The organism is Pseudomonas sp. CFBP 13602 (genome assembly GCF_014842725.1).
Taxonomy (GTDB): domain Bacteria; phylum Pseudomonadota; class Gammaproteobacteria; order Pseudomonadales; family Pseudomonadaceae; genus Aquipseudomonas; species Aquipseudomonas baltica.
In genome coordinates, this window is sequence record NZ_JACYVT010000004.1 from 106,378 (window position 1) to 126,816 (window position 20,439).

Below are 20,439 nucleotides of genomic sequence, written 5' to 3' on the forward strand. Positions count from 1 at the left end.
AATCCCTGTGTGTCGGCTTTGTAAAGGAATTGGACAGATGATGTCAAGGCGATGGCAGGCTGAGCCGCGTAGCGACGAGTACGCCACCAAGAAGTTTCGCGAGGCCAACCCCAAGACCTACCGCGTGTTCGTCAAGGCCCTGGCTGAAGCTGCCGACTTCGTCTAGACGGAGTTGAGGGCAGAGCAGTCAAGACACGGAAGCGGCAAACGGCTCGATCAGCGGTTGCTCGCGGTGCTCTGCCTGCCATAGATCCCAGTCAGCCTGAACGGCCAGCCAGGTGCGTGCTTTGCCGATTCCAGCACGCTCCAGGCGAACGGCCAGGTCCGGGCTGATGGGGGCATGACCGTGCAAGATCCGTGAAAGGGTTTCCCGGGCATAGCCCAAGCGCCGGGCGAACTCCGCGATCTTGATGTCCAGGGCCGGAAGTACATCTTCCAGCAACGCTTCGCCGGGATGAGGAGGGTTGTGCATAGGCATGGCGCAGTCATCCTTAGTGATAGTCGAGGTAATCGAGCAGTTCGACGTTGCCGTCCTCGAAGCGAAAGATCAGCCGCCAGTTGCCGCTCACCGTTACCGACCAATACGTCACGAGATCACCCTTGAGTGGATGTAGCCTCCACCCAGGCATGTCGACATCGCCAGCATCAATGGCGCGCTCCAGAATCGGCAAGATGCGAGCAAGGCGTTTGGCATGATCAGCGCAGATACCCTTGGTTGATCCGGTTTCGAAGAAAGCCTTCAGGCCCTTGTGTCGAAAGCTTTTTATCATGCTTATTCCGTGATGTAAACGATCACGCTTCCTGCGTATCGGCATCTCAGAGTAACGACATTGTGAGAGGTCTTCGAACACCCGGCTGTTTCCAAATGTGGTCTGGAGCCAAGCGCCCGGTACAAAAAAGCCCCGTCCATCACTGGCGGGGCCTGGGCCGATCGCGTTGCGATTTACTTCTTCTCGGGCGCCTTGATCTCGTCCGGTACGTCCGAGGACAGCGCCTGGTGGCGGTCTTCGGTCACGCGCTTTTCGCGGGCCTTGTCGTGTTCTTCGGCGGCTTCGGCTTTTTCCTCGGCGGCTTGCGCAGGCTTGCCTTCGGCTTGCTTCTGGGCGGCAGCTTCGGTGTGCTCGTTGGCTTTCTGCACATGGTCTTCGGACGTCTTGTCACAGGCCGCCAGGCCCAGGGCGGAAATCATCAGCAGAGCGAGGGAAAGTTTCTTAGGCATGGAGGTGCAACCATTGTTCGGGGTGAATCCCTTTGAAACCGGCGCACGGCGATTGGTTCACCGCCAATCCCGTGCGCGACGCTCTGCCGCAGGCGCTCAGCTCACGTTCAAACGGTCGAGCAGGCTGTACCAGGCCACGCCTGCGCCGATGTAGAAGCGTTGCAGGCCATGCATGGGCAGCTTCTGCAGAGGGCTCACCGGGTAGGCAAATTCGGCACGGCTGTCGCACAGGCTGGCAGCCAGTTGTTGCCCCAGGCTGGTACACAGGGCGATGCCGCGGCCATTGCAACCCAGTGCCAGGGTCAGGCCCGGCGCGGGTTGGTGCACGTGGGGCATGAAGTCCCGGGTGATGGCGATGCGTCCGGCCCAGCGGTACTCGAAATCCAGCTTGCCCAGCTGCGGAAAGAGCAACGCCAGCGAGCGTTCCAGATGGGCAAAATCCTGCGGCGCACCGGGGTCGCTGAAGGTGCCGCGGCCGCCCATCAGCAACCGTCCGTGGCTGTCCTTGCGAAAGTACAGCAGCAGCCGCTGCGCCGTGGACACGGTCTCCTGCCCGGGCAGAATGCTCTGTGCCGCCGCGCCCTGCAGCGGCCGGGTCGCAACGATGAAACTGTTCGCCGCCAGGACGCTCTGCGCCATGCCCGGCCACAGGCCATCGCTGTAACCGTTGGTGGCGAGCACCACCTGGGCTGCGCTGACCATGTGGCCGCTGGCGGTCTGCACCTGCCAGCCCGACGCGACTGGCTGCAGCCCGATCACTGGGCTCTGCCCATGAATGCTGGCGCCAGCCGCTTGCGCTGCGGTGACCAGCCCGCGGGCATAGGCCAAGGGCTGGATGGCGCCGGCGCGGCCATCCAGCCAACCGCCGGCGAACGCCTGGCTGCCCATGCGCGCGGCGACATCGCCAGCATCCAGGCGCTGCACCGGTACCCCGCGTTTCTCCCACTGCGCGGCGCGAGCGTGCAGGCCAGCCACGCCCTTGTGCGAATAGGACACCTGCATCCAGCCCTTGCGCACCGCTGCACACTCGATGCCGTGGCGCCTGATCAGGTCGAACACCAGGTCGGCGGAGCGCGACACGGTGTCGATCAACGGCTCGGCGATGGCTGCGCCGTACAGCCGCACCAGTTCGTCCGGGTCATGCTTCAAGGTCGGGTTGACCTGCCCGCCGTTGCGCCCCGAAGCGCCCCAGCCCGGCTCCCGCGCCTCCAGCACGCACACGCTGACGCCACGCTCGGCCAGGTGCAGCGCAGTGGACAGGCCGGTGTACCCGGCGCCGACGATCACCACATCGTACGTACCCGACTCGCGCAATGGCGGGGTGACCCGCGCAGGCGGCGCGGTCGCCGCCCACAGTGAAGGCACATCGATCATGGCTGGCTCCGGGTGCTGGTGGTCGGGTGCAAGACCCGGCGCAGGAAATCCTGGGTGCGCGGGTGCTGCGGATTGCCCAGCACCTCGTCGGCCGGTCCGGTCTCCACCAGGTAACCGCCGTGCAGGAAGCACACGCGGTCGGCGACCTCGCGGGCAAAGCCCATTTCGTGAGTGACGACGATCATGGTCATGCCTTCGTCGGCCAGGGTGCGCATCACCTGCAGCACATCGCCCACGAGCTCCGGGTCCAGCGCCGACGTCGGTTCATCGAACAGCATGGCCTCAGGCTTCATTGCCAGTGCGCGGGCGATGGCCACACGCTGCTGCTGGCCACCGGACAACTGCTCCGGGTAGGCATCGGCCTTTTCCGCCAGGCCGACCTTGTCGAGCAACGCCAGCGCCTCGCTGCGCACCTGCGCGGCCGGTTCGCCCTTCACGTACAGCGGCCCCTCCATCACGTTCTCCAGCACCGTGCGATGGGGGAACAGATTGAAGCGCTGGAACACCATGCCCATGCGGCTGCGCAGGGTGTGCACCGTCTTGCTGCCGCGCTGCACGGTTTCACCGAAGGCCTGGATCGAGCCACCTTCATAGGTTTCCAGCGCATTGATGCAGCGCAGCAACGTCGATTTGCCCGAACCCGACGGGCCGATCAGGCACACCACTTCGCCTTTCTGCACCTCGAGATCGACCCCGTGCAACACGCGGTGGTCGCCATAGTTCTTCTGCAACTGGCTGATCTTGATCATGCCTTCTTCCTCCGGCTCAGACGCTGCTCCATGCGCCGCAACCCGTACACCAGCGGCAGGCTCATCAGCAGGTACAGCAAGGCCACCAAGGTGTAGACGGTCATGTTCTGGAAGGTCGACGAGGCAATCAGCTGGCCCTGGCGGGTCATCTCGGCCACGGTGATGGTCGACACCAGCGAGGAGTCCTTGAGCATCATCACCAACGTATTGCCGTAGGGCGGCAGCGCGATACGAAACGCCTGCGGCAGAACCACCCGGCGCATCATCATGAACGAACGCATGCCCAGCGCTTCCGACGCTTCGCGCTGGCCTTGGTCGACGGCAATGATGCCGGTCCGAAAGTTTTCCGCCTGGTACGCCGAGTAGGCGATGCCCATGCCGATCACGCCGGCCTGGAAGGCGGTCAGATGAATGCCCATCTCCGGCAGCACGAAATAGATGTAGAACAGCTGCACGATGATCGGCAGCCCGCGGATCACGTTGATCACCGTGCTTGCCGCCCACGACAGCGCGCGGATTGGCGACAGCTTGAGCAGCGCCAGCACCAGCCCGAGCACGCTGCTGAGCAGAAAAGACAGCACCGTGATCTGGATGGTCACCCACGCACCCTGAAGCAGAATCGGCAGGAAGTCCTGCGCGTTCTGCAAGAATTCAGCAAGCTTCATGGTCGCTCCTCAGCCTACACGCCCCACTTCTGCACGATGCCCTGCAGCGTGCCGTTGGCCTTGATGGTGTCGATGGCTTTGTTCAGGCGCTCCAGGGTTTCGCTGTCACCCTTGCGCACCACGAAGCACACATCGCCTACTTTGGCCGGCGTGTAGTCGGCGGCCAGCTTCACCCCTTTGAAGGTGTTCTGACGAATCTGGTAGGCCACGATCGGCTGGTCGGCCACGGCGGCCTTGATGCGACCCAGGGACAGGTCACGGACCATCTCGGCAATCGAATCGTAGGTGCGTACTTCCTTGAAGATGCCCATTTTGTTGACCAGGTCGTAGAAGGCGGTGCCCGCCTGGGCGCCGATCACTTCACCCTTCAACGCATTGAGGTCGGGGTAGGCGGTGTTGTCGTCGGCACTGACGATCAGGCCTTCGCCGTAGGAATAGACCGGCGTGCTGAAGTCCACCACCTTGGCGCGCTCTTCGGTCTTGAGCATGCCCGCCGAAATGAAGTCCAGCTTGCCCGACGTCAGCGACGGGATCAGCGCCGCGAAATTGGTCTGTTCCATCTGCGTGCCGAAGCCGCCCGCCTCGCCGACTGCTTTGGCGATGTCGACCATCATCCCCTGAATGCTGTTGCTCTTGATGTCCAGAAAGGTGAAAGGCGAACCCGTGGCGGTTGCACCAACCTTGTACATCGGTGCCTCGGCAGCGTGCACCAGAGAGGCACCGAGCGTCATGCAGATACCGAGCGCGAAACGGCGAAACAGAGGGGAAAGGCTGTTCATCGGGTCACTCCAGAAGGAATCGGAAGGTGGGTACCGCCATGCGGTCCTGAGGAAGGTCGCAAGCTCTGTGCCATTCCAGGTCTTTGCAATCAATTTACGCAGCTGAAAAATCGTTTAGCGGAGGTTTCGTATCGCTAGACGATTTTCGGGCCCGTTATTTGCTGTCTGATAGCTGTCGTCCGGGTTCAATCGCTGGTCATTTCCCAGAGGCCCTCATGTCCGAAGATCGCAACAGCCTGTTCAACCAGTCCCTGGAAAAAGGCCTGGCCGTACTGCGTACATTCAGCGCCAAGCGCCGCAGCATGAGCCTTGCAGAGATCGCCGAAGCCGCCCACATGACTAAAAGCTCGGCCCAGCGCATGGTGTTCACCCTGGAAAGCCTGGGTTACCTTCGGAAACACTCGCGCACTCGGCATTACCAGTTGACCCCACATGTGCTGGAACTGGGCTTCAGCTATCTGGACGCTCACTCGCTGATCGAGGTGGGCAACCCGTTTCTCGCCGAACTCACTCGGCTGACCGGCGAGACCGCCTGCCTGACCGAGCCCACCGGTGTGGAAATGACCTACATCGCGCGCTTCGTCAGCGCCCGCTTCGTACCCGTGCACATGCCCATCGGCAGCCGCGTGCCGATGTACTGCACCGGCTCCGGCCGTGCCTACCTCAGCGCCCTGCCACCCACCGAGGCCCTGGCCCTGGTGCAAAGCAGCGCACGCGTCGCGCACACCCCGCACACCCACACCGACGTGGACGAGATCATGGCCTCGCTGCAAACCGTGCGCGAATGCGGCTACGCGGTGAACACCCAGGAACTGTTCCTCGGCGACATGACCATCGCCGCCCCCGTCATCGGCGGCAACGGCCGCCCCGTGGCCGCCGTCCACGTGGTCGCCCCCACCAGCCGCTGGACCCGCGCCGACGCCGAAAGCCAGCTGGTGCCGGCGTTGATGCAGTGTGTGCAGGTGTTGAGCAATTCGGCGCGGAGTTTGGGGTAGGAGAAAATTGAGGCTCCAGCCTAGTATTGTGATATCGCCAAATTGGCGATACTGAACCTTATACTCATTGGATCGGGATAGTCGCGGTTTAGCTGTCTCACTGGAGGAGTGGAAGCAATGGCATCGATGAAACGCCCCCGCCTGCGGGCTGTGCAGGCACATCCAGGCGCCATACTTGATCTGACGTTTACCAGCGGTCAGCAATTGCGCCTCAACATGCATGACGATTTGAAAAGGTACCCTGGCCTGCGCTCACTGACCAAAGGCAAAGCCTTTGAAGGCGCCGTGATGGGCGACGCAGGTTGGACGGTCGAATGGCCTGCGCTCGATATTCAGATTGGCGCCGACACGCTGTTTCTGGACGCGCTGGCGCAATCGGCGCTGGACGAAAATACGCGCCTCTTCATCCAGTGGCGATTGAAGCACCGTCTTACACTGGATCAGGCTGCCGAGGCTCTAGGCGTTAGCGCTCGCAGCATCAGCCGATACAGCAGTGGCCGAGAGGCAGTGCCGCGGACCTTGGCGCTAGCGTGCCTAGGGTGGGAAACGCTGGATCATCCGGATGCGGCTTGAAGGGTAGGTCTTCTTTCAGGACTTGGGATGTTCAGCTTGTTCTAACGCGATCTCATAGCGCGTACTCCTACCCCCACCTGGCAATCGTTGCAGCAGGCCCTTTTCCAATAGATCGGCGAGATGGCGTGTGGCGGTGGCCTTGCTGACCTTCGCTACCGCTTGATACTGCGCGGCGCTGATCCTTTCTTCGAACCCCTTGGCGCCGCCATCGAGCAGGCGATTGATCACTTTCAGCTGCTCCTTCGATAACGGCAGCGCACGGTGTGCCTGCCAGAAGCGCGCCTTGTTCAGCACTCGATCGATGTTCTTGATCGCTGCGGTAATTGCTGCGAGCAACGTCTGAAGAAACCACACCAGCCACGGCGTGACGTCCATGTCGGCTTTCTGCGTTTGTTCCAGAACCGCGTAGTAACCCCCCCGGTTGTCCAGAATGCTTGCTGACATGGCGTAGAAACGCACCGCTTGGTGGTCACCCTGGGCAAGTGCCAGGTCGGTGAGCGCGCGGGTCAAACGACCGTTGCCATCGTCGAAGGGGTGCAGAGTGACGAACCAGAGGTGAGCGATACCGGCTCGCAGAAGGGGATCCAGCGAGGCGGATGCCACATTGAACCAGTCAACGAACGTTTCCAGCTGCTGCTCCAGCCCGTGCCGGGGAGGGGCTTCGAAGTGCACCGTTGGCCGATCCAGCCGGCCCGACACCACCTGCATCGGCTCATTGCCACGCAACTCACCCACACGCACCGGCGTGTGCAGCTGACTCGAATCATCCGCTGGAAACAGCAGCGAATGCCACTGCAGGAAGCGCTCTACGCTCAAAGGTTGAGCGTGATTGCACGTTGCCTCGACCATCAATTGCGCCAGACCCTCGCTGCGCGAAGTTCTCTGCGCCTCTTTGGGCTCGTGTACGCCCAAGCGGCGAGCCAGGGAAGATCGTACCGAACCGGCATTGAGTGCCTCACCCTCGATTGCCGAGGACGTGATGATATTCTGCAGCAGCGTATCGAGCATGCCCTGTCGGCTGCTCTCAGCACCAACGGCGCCAAGCCTGCCCAATAGCCGCCCTTGCTCGCTTGTGCATTGACGCAGCAGGTCAGCCAGCTGTTCGGGTTGCCAGGAGAATAAAGGCCATTGAGGTTGCTGCCAGATCCACTGGGGCATGAGCATTCTCGCCTTGATGAGCCAATTGGGGACCTTATTCGGCTCATATTGTGAGCCGAATGTTGAGTGTATTCGGCTCACGCTGGATATCAAGGACTGTTTCAAGGTGCGTAGTTTGTGATGTATTGCTGTAGTCCATAGACGATCAGTACCTTGGCAATACAGCCTTCCATAGGTTTATTGCTGAAGTGTTGGAGTTACACGACCGCGGCGAGCGCCTACTCACAGTAAAGATAGCGAATTCAAAGCGCCATTTAGAAGGGTAGTGCTATTGGTTTGAAAGCTGCGGCGGGCGCTCGATTGGCTCCAGAGCACAGCCAGTATTGGTCCAATGCAGGCTGTTGAAAAGGTCGTGCAGGTTTGAGACTGTCTAGTGTCTACCCGCGGGCGCGACTCTGCTTGAAACGTCCGTTAAAGATTATCCTCCCTGCCCAACCTGCAGATACGGACAGCGGTACAAATCAAGGTGGCATACTTCTGTACCTCCCTGAAAGAGGTGCATTGAAAGCCCCCCGGACCGGTTGGCACGTCAGTCACGGGACTACCCGTATAGTGACGTTTGCACGATGAGCGATGTATGGCGCAGCCACGGCCCTCGTGAAACGTACCGCTTGGCAATGAGAGTCTATGCACGCCGAACATGTTGATTTATCCCATCCCGTTTTCCTGCCTGTCGCCGAGCAAACCTGTTTACGCCTGCTCGCCGAGGACGGTGCGGCCCAGCTTGAATCTCTGAGCGGTCCGGAGCTGGCTGCCGTGCTCGTCATTCAAAACCTGGCACAGGCCGCTGAAAAAGACTTGAACGCCGCTGGGGCCGAAAGAATATTGGCCAAGTTGATCGGATGGGCCGTGGCCTCTCGAGAACCGACCGGCCTGTTATCCGAAGCACAACGCTTGTTCGACCAAGGCAAGCTGTATTACGGCCTTGAGGCGATCAAACCCCTGAAACTGCGTTTGCTGGAAGACGAAGAGGTCGCCGCCCAGGATTATCTCTTGCCTGGGGGGGAGTGGGATAGCAGCTTCAGTATTCGACACTACCGAGCGAACAACCCCTACCGCGAGCATGTGATTACGCCGCGGCATCGGGAGCGCTGGTTGAGCGACGCGCAAGACAACCTGCTGCGCACCTTCCGCGCCAATCTGAATGAAGACTTGCATGTGCAAGGTTATGCCGGCGTCGGGAAAAGCCATTTGCTGGGCGCACTGCTGGAGTTTCTGCGCCCCGAAACCACCCTTGTACTGGCGCGCACGAAGAGCAAGCTTGAAGTCTTGCGCAAGCACATGGGCGGAGATCGCGACAGAAAAGCCGGCTCCACCTTCCAGGGCTTTGCGCACGCACTGCTGAAGCATTCCAGGTTCAACACGGCAACGGCCCCGGCCAGATTGCCGACGAAGCAGGCACTGGCTCTGGAACTCAACATCCTGGGCCTGCGCCAGTATGACGGGCCGACTACCTTGGGCCTGTGCCTCAAAGTACTGGAAAACTACAGCGCTTCCAGAGACTACAGCTTGAGCGCTGCACATCTTCCGCATTTCCAGCAGGCATTGACCAGTGAGGATGCCAAGGTGTTGCTCGAGTATGCCAGACGCCTATGGCGGTACTTGGACTCGACCCCGGCATGGGCAGGTCATGGGTATTTCGCAACGCTGTTGATGATCAAACGTGCCAGCTTGGCGGACTGCGTGGTACCGGCACGGTTTACCCATGTGCTCATCGATGAAAGTCAGGACATTCCCGCGTCGCTATTGCACATCATCGAGCGTGGCAAACAAGTGTTGATCACCCTTGGCGACGAGTATCAGCAGATCAAGGGTGCAACTGTGCCGCGCCGTCATGGAGTGCGTCGCAGTGATATCAGCTATTCGTTACGTTCGGGGCGCAACGTGGAGAAGTTGGTCAATCCGCTTATCTCTCGGCACTCGGCCAAGAGCAAAGTGTATTTCGAGGGGGCTCGCAACGCGGACGTACGAGTGGAACATTATCACGAGGGTTTCGTGCCACCTGAAAGCTGTGCGGTGTTGACGGCTTCGCATTGGGACACCATGAAATGGGTCATGCAGCTTCACGACGCCAACTGTGGCTTCAGCTTCCCGAACAAAAAGGCTCAGGACGACCTTCAGCACTTCATGTCCACGGCCATCGCGCTCTACAAGCCTGAATATTACAGCCTTGACCATCATGGCAAAGGCGCACACCCGGATCTTAACGAATTGCTCGACTGGGCCCAGGTGCGCGAAGCCAATCGATACGACAATTCGTTCTCATGGGTAGAAGACGCGCTGGAGAAGGGTTTCAACGTTGCAGACATGACACGGCTGAACCGCTTGCAAGGCCAGCTCGGCACCAGTTGTGTGCTGATGATGGCCCAGGACGCTGGCGGAATGGAGTTCGATCAGGTGCTACTGACCCCCGAGCTGCTTACCACGGGGGCGTTCAAGGATGCCTACGAATTCGATGAGCGAATTTGTGCAGTGTATGTCGCAATTTCCCGCGCTCGGCACCAGCTGTACATTCCTTACGATGTGGAGGAGTGGGTTGAATACCATAAGGGCCAGCCATTTCGGCAGCTTCACGGTTATTGATGATGCTTTTGAATGCTTGCAAGAAAGCGTCCGGTCTGGCGGTTGGAACGCAGGCACACAACCCGGCAGGTCACAGTAGCCTCGATCCCCATAAACCCGACCACCTACTTCAAGTCCCCCTTCCCAAGGCCGATAGCAGAACCAATGCAAGCCCACGCCCCGCGTGGGCTGTGCCCTCTTCTAGCGAGCCCAGTGATGAACCTTTTCAAACGCTTCAACAACGCCCGCGCAAACAGCCAGGGCGCCGTGAGCCTGAGTTGCACGGCCGGTGAGCTGGACCGTGCCCTGGCCGGTTTGCGCGCGGATCCCGTGCTGGTGACAGGTTTCGTCTCGCCCCACCTGGACATCGACAAGGTTGCGGCCAGCGTCATGCAGCGCTTTCCCAATGGCACCATCAGCCTGTGCACAACCTCGGGTGAGCTGTGCAACAGCGCCGATGGCCTGTACTGCGCCGCAGGCGAGCATTGGGACCGTATCGTCCTGCAATGCTTCGAGCGCAGCGTGATTGCCTCGGCGGAAGTGGTCATGGTGCCGCTGGAGTGCGAAGACATCCGCAAGGGCGGCAAACGCATGGAGATGCGCGAGCGCATCGAAAAGCTGGTCAACAACATCAAGCGCGTGCAGGTCAGCACGCCCATCGACCACCGCGACACTCTGGCCTATGTGGTGTTCGACGGGCTGTCGGCGTCCGAATCGTTCTTCATGGAGGCGCTCTACGAGTCCGGTCGTTTCCCATGCCTGTTCGTCGGCGGTTCCGCCGGCGGCAAATCGGACTTCCAGAAAACCCTGATCCACGATGGCAAACGCAGCTACCAGAACCACGCCCAGATCGTTTTCCTGAAGACGGCTCCGGATATCCGGTTCGGTGTGTTCAAAAGTCAGAACTTCGAACCGGTCGGGCTGACGTTCAGCGTGCTCACCGCCTCCGTCGAAGACCGCACCATCGACCAGGTGATCGACAGCAACGGCAACATCATGAGCATGGTGCAGGCCCTGTGCAACGCCTTCAAATGCGACAGCCATTCCCTGGAAAAGAACCTGGCCGAGTACTCGTTCGCCATCCGTGTCGGCAGTGAATTGTTCGTGCGCTCCATTGCCCGCATCGACCACGCCCAGCAGATCATCCAACTGTTCTGCGACGTCGCACCGGGCGAAGAGCTGGTCATGGTCAAGCGTACGCCGTTGCGTCAGGCCACGGAAAAAGACTACCGACAGTTCCTGCAAGGCAAGGGCGGCCAACCGGTCGCCGCCATTCTCAACGACTGCATCTTGCGCAGGCTCAACAACGCCAATGACCTGGGCAGCATGCGCGGGCTCTTTGGCGATGTGCCGGTGGTGGGCTTCTCGACCTTCGGCGAAATCCTCGGCCTGAACCTTAACCAGACCCTGACCGCGATCTTCTTCTTCCACGTCGCCAAAGGCGCCTCGTTCACCGACGAATACGTGGACCGCTTCATCGCGCACTACGGCGAATTCAAAGCGTTCTTCCTGCGTCGCCAACTGAAGAAAATGGTTGGCTTGAATCACGTAGTGGTCAAACAGATCGAAGCCTTCAAACGCAACGACTTCACCAGCGCCCTCGACACCCGCGGCCTGGACAACGGCATCCTTCCCGTTTTCAAAGGCCTCGCGGCCCTGGGCCAAGTGCTCGCCGACGCGGGCGAGCAACAGGAGCAGATGGCCACCCAGATCAAGCATTACTCCGGCGAACTGCACCTTTCCATGGACGACCTGGCGGCCACCATCGACCGGCAGAACACCGTGTCCAGCCAGGCCGGCAGCACCGTCGAAGACCTTGCCCGGCAGGCGGACGAAGCGGTCGTGGGCGCACGTGCGCTGGCCAGTTCGAGCCTGCAGATTCAGTCCATCGTGCAGGTGATCCAGCAGATTGCCGGGCAGACCAATTTGCTTGCGCTGAACGCTGCTATCGAAGCAGCCCGCGCTGGCGAACTGGGCAGAGGGTTTGCAGTAGTGGCCGACGAGGTGCGCAAGTTGGCGGAGATCACCCGCAAGAATGCGGCGGATATCGGCGTGGATGTCGACCTGCTGTCGAGCGAGATTCAGCGGGTGGCTCAGCAGATCGAAGATCAGTCCACAGGGGTGGGCGCGCTGAGGGAGATGCTGGATACCCTGGAGGCATCGAGCCAGGCCACGGAAGGCACGGCGAGGCGCACGAAGGGCATTGCGGATACCTTGACCGGGTTGACGCGGGGGTAGGGGAGCCTTGCGCAGGTTGGGGATTGGTCATGACGTCGAGTCTGGTCCGGTACTCAAAGCCTGAACCCCTCGACGATATGCTCGGCCAACGCATCGATCATCGGCGACCGGGTATCTGGGTTGCGCAGCAGCATGATGCTCGCCAATGGCAACAAGGGCATGCCCTCGGCTTCGCCGATGATCCGCAGCCCCGGCGTGATCAGGCTCTGCAACTGTGCGGTGACCGCCAGGCCAACGCCGACCGCGGCCATTATCGCCGCGAGGCTGGGGCTGGAGTAGGCGATCCGGTACGGCTTCTGCGCGGCGTCCAAGGCATTGCACGCCCATATCCGGCAAAAACAGTCGGTATTGAACATCGCCAGTGGCACGGGCGTTTGTTCATGGAGAAAAAAGCCCTCGGCTTCGGCCCACACGAAGCGTTCCTGACGCAGCAGCTGGCCGACTTCGCGCCCGGGCTCACGGGTAACGATCGTCAGATCCAAATCCTTGCGTTGCATCAATTGCCGGGAGCTCTCGCAATGGACCTCCACCTGCACCAGCGGAAACGCCTGGGCGAAGCCGGACAAGATCCCCGGCAGAAAGCGCATGGCGTAGTCGTCCGGAGTGCCGATGCGCACGGTGCCGACCATGTGCGGCTCGCGCAGGGTGGTGAACACTTCGCTGTGCAATTTGAGAATGCGGCGCGCGTAACCCAGCAGAATCTGCCCTTCAGCCGTCAGCTTCACCTGCCGGCCATCACGTTCGAACAACTGCCGACACAGCACGTCCTCCTCGAGCCGCTTCATCTGCATGCTCACTGCCGACTGCGTACGGTTCACCCGCTCGCCCGCCTTGGTGAAACCGCCTTCGTCGGCAATGGCCACGAAGGTACGGAGCACTTCCGAGTCGATGCTCTGGTAGTGGGACATTGATCAATCTCCGAGATGCACGACATTCAAAACATTCGTTGGATTGATGTTAGGCCTGAACCGAGAATCAGGCCATCAACCACGAGGATGAGCAGATGAAAGGTCGAACCGTGAATGCCTGTGCTTCGAACAGCCGCTGCACCCAAAGTGAGTCGTTGGGGCCTCTCGCCAATCTCTGGAAGCGCATCACGCGCTGGTATGAACTAGCTCGGCAACGGCATCAATTGGAGCAGATGAGTGACGCCGGGCTCAAGGACCTGGGCCTGAGCCGGGCGGATATCTATAAAGAGATCGAGCGCCCGTTCTGGGACGATCCGTTCTGCAAGTGATGCAATACCCATCGGTCGTGGGTTGCTCAAACGCAGTTTTTGCTTCAATGTAATGACCAATGTCATTACAGGAGAACGTCCCATGGCATCCATCAACATACGTATCGACGACGATCTGAAAGCGCGCGCTTACCACGAGCTGGAAAAACTCGGCGTCACTCCATCTGAGCTAATGCGCCAAACCCTGCAGTACGTGGCGGAGCGAGGTCAGCTGCCCTTCAAATCCGTCTTGGTGACCGAGGATGATGAAGCTTTGCTCGAAAAGGTGCGGGAACGGCTGGCGAATCCTCAGCGAGTCAAGGTTTCGCTAAATGACCTATAGCCTCGAGTTCGACGCTCGGGCGCTAAAGGAATGGCACAAGTTGGGGGACACCGTACGCCAGCAACTCAAGAAGAAACTGGTCGCGATTCTGCTTAATCCGCGCAATGAAGCCAACCGTCTACATGGCTTGCCCGACTGCTACAAAATCAAACTGCGCAGCAGCGGGTACCGCCTGGTTTACCAAGTTATCGACCAGGAAGTAGTAGTGTTTGTCGTGGCCGTTGATAAGCGAGAGCGGGAGGCCGTATATCGCAAGGCGGCTGAGCGGCTGAGCTAGCCGAGCCGGAAACGGGGTAATCCGCTTTGCTACCGCCAGAGCAAGACAAACGACGCCGTCATCCGTCTTATGGGCATGCGAGAGCATTCTCCACCGCGCAGGTGTGCCGGTCGGCTTCTTTGACGTCGACGACATCCGCTTGCGGGCCTGGCCAACGAGGACCGTCTGAAATCATGATTCGTAAAATAATTGCAGTGTTCACCGCCTGGCTTCTTGGCGCGGCGATGGCCGCTCATGCGCAGCCGGTCACGCTGGACGGTACCGAGCAATGGACCATGCAAAGCGAAGGCGGGCTGGAATACCGCATCATGATCAGCCTTCCCGAGGGTGACGTGCCCTACACCGGCGGTTATCCAGTGATTTATCTGTTGGATGGCAATGCCTATTTCCCGGCGTTTCATGCCGCCAAGCGTGCCCAGGCTAAATTGCGCGGATCCATCCTGGTAGCCATCGGTTATCCGAGTGACACGCCCCTGGACTTTGCCAGGCGCGCGTTCGACCTGACCCCACCTGCGCCCGCCGATCGCAACACACCTCCACAAGGCGGTCAGGATCTGTTTCTCGATTTTATCCAGACGCGCCTGATGCCCAAGGTGTCCGAGCATTTCAAAGTCGACGAAGACCAGCGCAGCCTGGTCGGGCACTCGTTCGGCGGCATGCTGGGCGTGTACGCGATGTTCACTCGGCCCACTCTGTTTCAACACGTTGTTGCGGTCAGCCCCAGCCTGTGGTGGCGTGACCAGTTTCTGCTGGCGCCTGAACGCGCCTTCACCGAACGCGTCCGCGCCGGGCAACTCGACATGACGCAGACCAGCCTGAGCATCGTGATGGCCGAGCGCGATTCGGTTCAGGGCATCCAGGATGCCAAGGCGTTGTACTCACGCCTGCAGCAGTTGTCCGGTACCGGGCTGCGCACCGGCTTTGTGGTTGAACCTGGCGAGGACCACGCCTCCATACCCTTTCACATCCCCAACCAGGTGCTGGGTGAGTTGATTGGCGCAAGGCGCTATTGAGCAGGCAGGAAAGCGCAGGCAACAACGCCTTCGCAAGCGCAAATGATTCTCTTTGTGATATTTTCCTGCCCTTGCCACTCCGCCTTTCAAGGTTCCTTCATGTCCGGCCCAGATCTCAAGGCGCTGTACCTCGCCCACCGCAGCGAAATTCAGGATTACCTGGACCGTCGTTTGCGTTGCAAAGAGACCGCCGCCGATCTGACTCAGGACACGTTCATTCGCCTCTCCGAACAGATGGGCCGAACGCCGATTGCAAATTTCCGTGCGTATCTGTTCTCCAGCGCCCGCAATCTGTTCATTGATCACACCCGGCGCCAGGAGCATCGCAAAGGCGAGGCCCTCGATCCACAGACGACCTCAAGCTTCGAGCCGTCCACGCCAACGCTTGAACAAGCGGCAATTGCCCATCAACAACTGAATACGTTGAACGTCGTGATCCAGAACATGCCCGCGCCCTGTCGCGAGGTGTTCCTGATGGTGCGCGTGGAAGGCCTGACCTATGTGGAAATAGGCCAGCGCCTGGGTATTCCTGCCAAGACCGCGTACAGCCGCATGGTGCGCGCCCTGGATCTGCTCAAGATCGGTATGTCCGAATGAGCGCCAAACCACCGCCAGCGTTCCCTGAGGCGCACGTCGACGACATAAGCCATCGAGCCAGCGCCTGGTTTGCGTTGATGCAGGGTGGGTCGCCCACTGCGGCCGAGCAGGCGGAGTTGGCCGCGTGGCTGGATGCCGACCCCCGACATGCCGAGGCCTATGCCCAGCTCGAGCACCTGTGGGCCGCGTCCGCGCAGTTGCATTCGCTCAACGCGGCACCGGCCGCTGCGCACCTGTCTCGACGGCGTTTCGTCGGCATGGGCATCGCCGCCAGTGCCGTGGCCGTCAGCGCATGCGCCTCCATGCTGTGGCTCAACGATATGGGCTTGCCGTTCGCCGATGTTCGCAGCGCCGTGGGCGAGCGGCGGACGGTCAGCTTGCCCGATGGGTCCACCGTCGACCTTGCCGGCCATACCGCACTGAATGTGGATTTTTCACCAACCCGGCGTGCCGTGGAACTGCTTCACGGCGAGGCTTACTTCACTGTGCTGCCCGCAGCCGCCGGTGAGTTCACGGTCAACAGCCGATCCGGACAGGTGATGGCCGCCGAGGGCGAGTTCTGTCTGTCATGCGATGACGCATCGACGCTGCTGACGGTAAGCCGCAAGACGGTCCGTGTGGTAACGGCCAACCAGCAGATCGATTTGGCAGAGGGCCTGTCGCTGCGTTTCAGCAGTGACCGGACCGGCCCCATCCAGCATGCCGAACTGGCCCAGGTACTCGCCTGGCGCAGCGGACGATTGGTGTTCTTCGACAAGCCGTTATTTACGGTCATCGATGAGTTGCAACGCTGGCGCGAAGGCAGAATCTTCATCATGGACAAGCAACTTGCCAGCCGCCGGGTCAGTTTGATCCTCAATCTGAACAAGCCCGAGCAGATGCTCGACGCCATCACCAAAGCCCTGGCGGTGCGTGTGGATCGTTACACCGACTTGATCACCTTGATCTATCCCGCCTGATCCCACAGAAAAATCTTTTACGCACCCTCAGGGAAATGCCTGCGCTCATGCGTCTTAGCCTGACTGATTGGTATTCGCATTTTCGCGCACTTCCTGGGGTACGACCGCAATGGCAAGGCAACTCAACCATGAATCCAGCATCGACAGCCGCTGGCAGCGCAACGCGCTGGGCACCGCATTGGCGTGCACACTGCTCGTCGGCGCACTTCAGGCTCATGGCGCGCAGGTCCATTCGGCGGCGACGTCCGTAGAGCGGCTGTCACTCAATATCTCCGCGCAACCCCTGCGTCAGGCCTTGCTGCAGTTCAGCCAGCAGTCCGGCCAGAACGTCCTGCTGGACGGCAACCTGGACAGCGCCCTGCGCAGCACTGCCGTACAAGGCCGCTACTCGTCGGAAGAGGCACTGGCGAAAATGCTGCAGGGCAGTGGCTACACCTTCGCCCGAACCGATGCCATGACCGTTTACCTGGTCCCGGTGCAGAACACGCAGGCCAGCAGCGAAATCCTGCTGGCGCCCACGCAGATCCAGTATCAAACCTCCGGCGACGTCAGCCCAACCCGCGGTTACCGGGCAAACCCGGTGTCCAGCACCACTCGCCTGGGCCTGAGCGACAAGGAAACCCCGCAAGCGATCACCGTGATTACGCGCGAGCAGATGGACGACTTCCAGCTCAATAGCGTGAAAGATGCACTGCGCAACGCACCGTCGGTGACCGTGGAACAGTTCGAAACCGATCGCACCGCCTTTACTTCGCGTGGTTTCAAAATCGAGAACTTCGAGTTCGACGGCATGAGCCTGCCGTTCTCCGGCGGCGTATTGGTCGGCGATCAGGACATGACCGAGTTCGAGCAGGTCGACGTGCTGCACGGCGCCAACGGCTTGATGAGCGGCACGGGCGACCCGTCTGCCACGGTCAACCTGGTGCGCAAACGCCCCACGGACACGTTCCAGGCGCGGGTCGACAGCAGCGTGGGCTCGTGGGACAACCGCCGCTTGAGCTTTGACGTGTCGGGTCCACTCAGCCAAAGCGGAAACGTTCGCGGACGCTTCATCACCTCCCATGACAAAGGCAACTCCTACCTCGATCAGTACGGCCATGAGGTCAACGTCGCGGCAGGTCTGCTGGCTTTCGACCTGTCCGATGCCGACACCCTCACCGTAGGCTTCACCCAGCAGAACAGCTACTCCAATGGCAGCACCTGGGGCGCCTTGCCCATCGCCGACTACCAGGGCAACCGCATTCACTACAGCAGCCGCAGCTCCAGTGTCGGCCAGCCCTGGACTTACTGGGACGTGCACACCCAGCGCGCCTTCGCCGAGCTGACCCACGCGTTCGACAATGGCTGGACCAGCACCCTGACCCTGGCCGGAATGAAGCAGGATTCCGACACCAAGATGTTCTACGCCATCCCGGCCACCGCGGACCAGGTGTACGGCTACATCAACCGTACCACCAGCAAGGAAGAGCAAGTTACCGCCGAAGCGAAACTGTCCGGCCCCTTCGCGCTGTTCGGCAGGGAACATGAACTGACCCTGGGCGCCAACTACGGCCGCACCCACCACGACGAGGTCGGGCATTACAAAGATGCATCCGGCAACCAAATGGTGAGCCTGGCCGACGCGCTGTCCGGCAATGTCGTGCAACCGCCGCTGAACTACACCGACGACCTCAATACCCAGCTGTTCACCGACCGACAAAAGAGCCTGTTCGCCGGCGCGCGCTTCAGCGTCATCGATGACCTGCACTGGATCGCCGGCGCACGCATGCTCAGCGCCGACGGCGATGGCGCCGGCTACGGATCGCCCCACGACACACGGGTGCACGGCAAAGTGACCCCGTACACCGGCCTGGTCTACGACCTCACCCCACAGTGGAGCCTGTACACCAGCTGGACGAAAATCTTCAAGCCGCAATACCTGCGCAGCACCAGCGGCGGCTTGATCCTTCCCCTCGAAGGCAAAAGCCTGGAAGTGGGTGTCAAAGGCCTCGTGCTCGATGAGCGACTCACCCTCACCGCTGCCGCGTTCAAAACCGATCAGCAAAACGTCGCCGAGCTGACCGGCGAAATCGTCGGTGGCCAGTACCTGTACCGCGGCACCAACGTCAAAAGCCATGGCTTCGAACTGGGCGCGTCGGGCGAAGCACTACCCGGCCTGGACATCGCGGGTGGTTACACCTTCGTGCAGATCGAAGACGACAACGGCGACGACACCCGCAAGTACATCCCCACCCACACCCTGCGCGGCAGCCTGACCTACCGCCTGCCCGAGATGCCCAGCGTCAAGGTGGGCACCCGTTTCCAATGGCAGAGTGCAACCGAGGTCGACACCAACAGCAACGTGCGCCAAGAGGCTTACGCGCTGGTGGACTTGATGGCCAGCTACGACATCGACGACAACTGGAGCACCTCGCTGAACCTCAACAACGTCACCGATCGCAAGTACTTGCTGTCGCTGTATCAGTCGTCAGGGTCGACCAACTACGGCGCGCCGCGCAATTTGACGGCTTCGGTGACGTGGAAGTACTGAGAGGGCTTGTTCCGGCCGGATGGGCACAGGTTAGCGTGAGCTGATAGTGAGTCGTCGATCATGAATGCTTGAAAAATATGCGGAGCTCAGTGCGGTCGGTCGAAAGTGAGGTAGCTTTCCTGAAGCACCCAACAAGATACTAGGGTGCGTAAGAAATTCTCGTCCACCGACTGAGTGAGCTTTCATGAATCGCCGCAATTTCATCCTGGGCGCCGGCACGGCAATGCTGATGTTGAAACTGGCCGCCGCTCAGGCCAAAGATCCACCGGCCAACAGTGAAACAGTCGAGCTGTGGAGCGGCGTACCGCCAGGCGGAGGCGGACCGTCGGGAGACAACTCGCTCACATCCCATGGCTCTCTGAGCAACGTCACCCGCCCTTACCTGCAGATCTTCAAGCCCGCCACACCCAATGGAAAAGCCGTGATCGTCGCTGCCGGCGGGGGCTATAAACGAATCGAACTGGGCATCGAGGGATGGCCCTTGGCGCAGTGGCTGAACGAGCGCGGGTATACCGCCTATGTGCTCGCCTACCGCTTGCCGAGTGAAGGCTGGAACGCCGGCAACATCGTCGCGCTGCAAGATGCACAACGGGCGTTGCGCATCGTTCGCAGCCGGGAAAAGCATGTGACCCTGCTGGGCTTCTCAGCGGGTGGGCATCTGATGGGCATGACCGCAACGCTTGGCGATTCTCAGACGTATACCGCGCAGGACAGCATCGATTCGATACCCGCCGTCGCTGAGGGGGCGGCGTTGATCTATCCACCGATTACGTTGGAGCGGCCTTATACGTATACCTCGACTCACAAGGTATTGGTCGGGCCAGATGCGTCGGCGCAAGAAGAGGCTGAGTGGTCTGTGCAGAACCGTGTAACTGGCAGCACACCCCCTGAGTTTTTGGTGCAGGCGGAGGACGACTCGGTGGTTGATCCGCACAATACGCTGATCATGGCTGCGGCTTGTGAGCAGCGTGGGGTGGCTGTGGAGATGCATCGGTATGCGACAGGTGGGCATGGGTTTGGGTTGGGGAGGAGGGGGACGGCGAGTGGGGAGTGGCCGGGGAGGTATGAGGCGTGGTTGGGGGGGGTGGGTGGGTAAAGTGGCGATATGTCAGTAAGTCTCTAAGTCATGATCAAGAAATGAGAGAGGGTTATCAATTCGCAACTTCTCATTTGTTGTTATCTGGTGATATGG

General features: G+C 60.5%; 22 protein-coding genes and 1 pseudogene. 14 read left to right on the forward strand and 9 right to left on the reverse strand.

The window, feature by feature from the left end:
* Positions 1–37: 37 nt before the first annotated feature.
* A complete protein-coding gene (locus tag IFU31_RS21735; RefSeq protein ID WP_274598216.1) occupies positions 38–166 on the forward strand; it encodes a hypothetical protein in 129 nt (42 codons plus the stop codon).
* A 21-nt stretch (positions 167–187) separates the two neighbouring features.
* Here IFU31_RS21735 and IFU31_RS09350 read toward each other — a convergent pair whose 3' ends face one another.
* The 7 genes from IFU31_RS09350 to IFU31_RS09380 form a co-directional block, all read right to left on the reverse strand.
* Positions 188–478, reverse strand: coding sequence for a HigA family addiction module antitoxin (locus IFU31_RS09350; protein WP_192102784.1), 291 nt, complete (start codon positions 476–478; stop codon positions 188–190).
* A 13-nt stretch (positions 479–491) separates the two neighbouring features.
* Entirely contained in the window at positions 492–770 is a 279-nt protein-coding gene (locus tag IFU31_RS09355; RefSeq protein ID WP_122480594.1) for a type II toxin-antitoxin system RelE/ParE family toxin, read from the reverse strand.
* Between the two features lie 173 nt (positions 771–943).
* Positions 944–1,219: a hypothetical protein gene (locus tag IFU31_RS09360; protein WP_122480593.1), complete on the reverse strand. Its 276-nt coding sequence runs from the start codon at positions 1,217–1,219 to the stop codon at positions 944–946.
* Positions 1,220–1,315: 96 nt separating this feature from the next.
* Positions 1,316–2,584 carry an FAD-dependent oxidoreductase gene (locus tag IFU31_RS09365; RefSeq protein ID WP_192102959.1) on the reverse strand — a complete coding sequence of 423 codons (1,269 nt, stop codon included), beginning with the start codon at positions 2,582–2,584 and terminating at the stop codon, positions 1,316–1,318.
* 5 nt (positions 2,585–2,589) lie between these two features.
* On the reverse strand, positions 2,590–3,342 hold the full coding sequence (locus tag IFU31_RS09370; RefSeq protein ID WP_122480591.1) for an amino acid ABC transporter ATP-binding protein: 753 nt from the start codon (positions 3,340–3,342) through the stop codon (positions 2,590–2,592).
* A complete protein-coding gene (gene ehuD / locus IFU31_RS09375; protein ID WP_192102785.1) occupies positions 3,339–4,007 on the reverse strand; it encodes an ectoine/hydroxyectoine ABC transporter permease subunit EhuD in 669 nt (222 codons plus the stop codon). Before ehuD ends, IFU31_RS09370 begins: the two co-directional genes overlap by 4 nt.
* 14 nt (positions 4,008–4,021) lie before the next feature.
* Positions 4,022–4,786, reverse strand: coding sequence for an ABC transporter substrate-binding protein (locus IFU31_RS09380; RefSeq protein WP_122480589.1), 765 nt, complete (start codon positions 4,784–4,786; stop codon positions 4,022–4,024).
* A gap of 215 nt (positions 4,787–5,001) precedes the next feature.
* Here IFU31_RS09380 and IFU31_RS09385 point away from each other — a divergent pair, with 215 nt between their 5' ends.
* Both IFU31_RS09385 and IFU31_RS09390 read left to right on the forward strand, forming a co-directional pair.
* Positions 5,002–5,781 carry an IclR family transcriptional regulator gene (locus IFU31_RS09385; RefSeq protein ID WP_122480588.1) on the forward strand — a complete coding sequence of 260 codons (780 nt, stop codon included), beginning with the start codon at positions 5,002–5,004 and terminating at the stop codon, positions 5,779–5,781.
* 117 nt (positions 5,782–5,898) lie between these two features.
* Positions 5,899–6,354, forward strand: a complete 456-nt coding sequence (locus IFU31_RS09390; RefSeq protein WP_185794859.1) for a DUF2442 domain-containing protein — start codon at positions 5,899–5,901, stop codon at positions 6,352–6,354.
* 15 nt (positions 6,355–6,369) lie between these two features.
* Here the strand turns inward: IFU31_RS09390 and IFU31_RS09395 are convergent, their stop codons facing one another.
* Positions 6,370–7,518 carry a Fic family protein gene (locus tag IFU31_RS09395; protein WP_192102960.1) on the reverse strand — a complete coding sequence of 383 codons (1,149 nt, stop codon included), beginning with the start codon at positions 7,516–7,518 and terminating at the stop codon, positions 6,370–6,372.
* 621 nt (positions 7,519–8,139) lie between these two features.
* Between IFU31_RS09395 and IFU31_RS09400 the strand changes: the two genes are divergently transcribed.
* From IFU31_RS09400 to IFU31_RS21870, 3 genes and pseudogenes are all read left to right on the forward strand, one after another.
* Positions 8,140–10,095, forward strand: a complete 1,956-nt coding sequence (locus IFU31_RS09400) for a hypothetical protein (RefSeq protein ID WP_192102786.1) — start codon at positions 8,140–8,142, stop codon at positions 10,093–10,095.
* A gap of 195 nt (positions 10,096–10,290) precedes the next feature.
* A pseudogene (locus IFU31_RS21865) lies at positions 10,291–11,445 on the forward strand (FIST signal transduction protein); the annotation flags it as partial.
* 372 nt (positions 11,446–11,817) lie between these two features.
* A complete protein-coding gene (locus IFU31_RS21870; RefSeq protein WP_244657432.1) occupies positions 11,818–12,312 on the forward strand; it encodes a methyl-accepting chemotaxis protein in 495 nt (164 codons plus the stop codon).
* Between the two features lie 53 nt (positions 12,313–12,365).
* On the opposite strand, the gene IFU31_RS09410 is transcribed toward IFU31_RS21870, so the two are convergent.
* Positions 12,366–13,220 carry a LysR family transcriptional regulator gene (locus tag IFU31_RS09410; protein ID WP_122714447.1) on the reverse strand — a complete coding sequence of 285 codons (855 nt, stop codon included), beginning with the start codon at positions 13,218–13,220 and terminating at the stop codon, positions 12,366–12,368.
* 95 nt (positions 13,221–13,315) lie between these two features.
* Here IFU31_RS09410 and IFU31_RS09415 point away from each other — a divergent pair, with 95 nt between their 5' ends.
* The 8 genes from IFU31_RS09415 to IFU31_RS09450 all read left to right on the forward strand — a co-directional run bounded on the left by IFU31_RS09415 (position 13,316) and on the right by IFU31_RS09450 (position 20,343).
* Positions 13,316–13,549, forward strand: coding sequence for a DUF1127 domain-containing protein (locus tag IFU31_RS09415; protein ID WP_192102788.1), 234 nt, complete (start codon positions 13,316–13,318; stop codon positions 13,547–13,549).
* 82 nt (positions 13,550–13,631) lie between these two features.
* The gene (locus IFU31_RS09420; protein ID WP_122795873.1) at positions 13,632–13,871 is read left to right on the forward strand and encodes a type II toxin-antitoxin system RelB/DinJ family antitoxin; all 240 of its coding nucleotides are present in this window, start codon (positions 13,632–13,634) and stop codon (positions 13,869–13,871) included.
* Positions 13,861–14,148 (forward strand): type II toxin-antitoxin system RelE family toxin, encoded by a 288-nt coding sequence (locus tag IFU31_RS09425; protein WP_192102789.1) that lies wholly within the window; start codon positions 13,861–13,863, stop codon positions 14,146–14,148. The genes IFU31_RS09420 and IFU31_RS09425 overlap by 11 nt, the downstream gene beginning before the upstream one ends.
* Before the next feature lie 173 nt (positions 14,149–14,321).
* Entirely contained in the window at positions 14,322–15,161 is an 840-nt protein-coding gene (locus IFU31_RS09430) for an alpha/beta hydrolase (RefSeq protein ID WP_192102790.1), read from the forward strand.
* Positions 15,162–15,260: 99 nt separating this feature from the next.
* Complete coding sequence (locus tag IFU31_RS09435) at positions 15,261–15,758, forward strand: RNA polymerase sigma factor (protein ID WP_122480580.1); 498 nt, start codon at positions 15,261–15,263, stop codon at positions 15,756–15,758.
* Positions 15,755–16,717, forward strand: a complete 963-nt coding sequence (locus tag IFU31_RS09440) for a FecR family protein (RefSeq protein WP_122480579.1) — start codon at positions 15,755–15,757, stop codon at positions 16,715–16,717. Before IFU31_RS09435 ends, IFU31_RS09440 begins: the two co-directional genes overlap by 4 nt.
* A gap of 109 nt (positions 16,718–16,826) precedes the next feature.
* Positions 16,827–19,247, forward strand: coding sequence for a TonB-dependent siderophore receptor (locus IFU31_RS09445; protein ID WP_192102791.1), 2,421 nt, complete (start codon positions 16,827–16,829; stop codon positions 19,245–19,247).
* 184 nt (positions 19,248–19,431) lie between these two features.
* Entirely contained in the window at positions 19,432–20,343 is a 912-nt protein-coding gene (locus IFU31_RS09450; protein WP_192102792.1) for an alpha/beta hydrolase, read from the forward strand.
* Positions 20,344–20,439 lie beyond the last annotated feature (96 nt).

What these genes read in the sequence shown, in the direction of transcription:
- IFU31_RS09390 (WP_185794859.1), top strand. Translation starts at nt 5,899, where the DNA reads ATGGCATCGATGAAACGCCCCCGCCTGCGGGCTGTGCAGGCACATCCA.
- IFU31_RS21735 (WP_274598216.1), top strand. Translation starts at nt 38, where the DNA reads ATGATGTCAAGGCGATGGCAGGCTGAGCCGCGTAGCGACGAGTACGCC.
- IFU31_RS09415 (WP_192102788.1), top strand. Translation starts at nt 13,316, where the DNA reads ATGAAAGGTCGAACCGTGAATGCCTGTGCTTCGAACAGCCGCTGCACC.
- IFU31_RS09435 (WP_122480580.1), top strand. Translation starts at nt 15,261, where the DNA reads ATGTCCGGCCCAGATCTCAAGGCGCTGTACCTCGCCCACCGCAGCGAA.
- IFU31_RS09385 (WP_122480588.1), top strand. Translation starts at nt 5,002, where the DNA reads ATGTCCGAAGATCGCAACAGCCTGTTCAACCAGTCCCTGGAAAAAGGC.
- IFU31_RS09410 (WP_122714447.1), bottom strand. Translation starts at nt 13,220, where the DNA reads ATGTCCCACTACCAGAGCATCGACTCGGAAGTGCTCCGTACCTTCGTG.
- IFU31_RS09360 (WP_122480593.1), bottom strand. Translation starts at nt 1,219, where the DNA reads ATGCCTAAGAAACTTTCCCTCGCTCTGCTGATGATTTCCGCCCTGGGC.
- IFU31_RS09370 (WP_122480591.1), bottom strand. Translation starts at nt 3,342, where the DNA reads ATGATCAAGATCAGCCAGTTGCAGAAGAACTATGGCGACCACCGCGTG.
- ehuD (WP_192102785.1), bottom strand. Translation starts at nt 4,007, where the DNA reads ATGAAGCTTGCTGAATTCTTGCAGAACGCGCAGGACTTCCTGCCGATT.
- IFU31_RS09445 (WP_192102791.1), top strand. Translation starts at nt 16,827, where the DNA reads ATGGCAAGGCAACTCAACCATGAATCCAGCATCGACAGCCGCTGGCAG.
- IFU31_RS09350 (WP_192102784.1), bottom strand. Translation starts at nt 478, where the DNA reads ATGCCTATGCACAACCCTCCTCATCCCGGCGAAGCGTTGCTGGAAGAT.
- IFU31_RS09395 (WP_192102960.1), bottom strand. Translation starts at nt 7,518, where the DNA reads ATGCTCATGCCCCAGTGGATCTGGCAGCAACCTCAATGGCCTTTATTC.
- IFU31_RS09425 (WP_192102789.1), top strand. Translation starts at nt 13,861, where the DNA reads ATGACCTATAGCCTCGAGTTCGACGCTCGGGCGCTAAAGGAATGGCAC.
- IFU31_RS09440 (WP_122480579.1), top strand. Translation starts at nt 15,755, where the DNA reads ATGAGCGCCAAACCACCGCCAGCGTTCCCTGAGGCGCACGTCGACGAC.
- IFU31_RS09420 (WP_122795873.1), top strand. Translation starts at nt 13,632, where the DNA reads ATGGCATCCATCAACATACGTATCGACGACGATCTGAAAGCGCGCGCT.
- IFU31_RS09450 (WP_192102792.1), top strand. Translation starts at nt 19,432, where the DNA reads ATGAATCGCCGCAATTTCATCCTGGGCGCCGGCACGGCAATGCTGATG.
- IFU31_RS09400 (WP_192102786.1), top strand. Translation starts at nt 8,140, where the DNA reads ATGCACGCCGAACATGTTGATTTATCCCATCCCGTTTTCCTGCCTGTC.
- IFU31_RS09380 (WP_122480589.1), bottom strand. Translation starts at nt 4,786, where the DNA reads ATGAACAGCCTTTCCCCTCTGTTTCGCCGTTTCGCGCTCGGTATCTGC.
- IFU31_RS09355 (WP_122480594.1), bottom strand. Translation starts at nt 770, where the DNA reads ATGATAAAAAGCTTTCGACACAAGGGCCTGAAGGCTTTCTTCGAAACC.
- IFU31_RS21870 (WP_244657432.1), top strand. Translation starts at nt 11,818, where the DNA reads ATGGACGACCTGGCGGCCACCATCGACCGGCAGAACACCGTGTCCAGC.
- IFU31_RS09430 (WP_192102790.1), top strand. Translation starts at nt 14,322, where the DNA reads ATGATTCGTAAAATAATTGCAGTGTTCACCGCCTGGCTTCTTGGCGCG.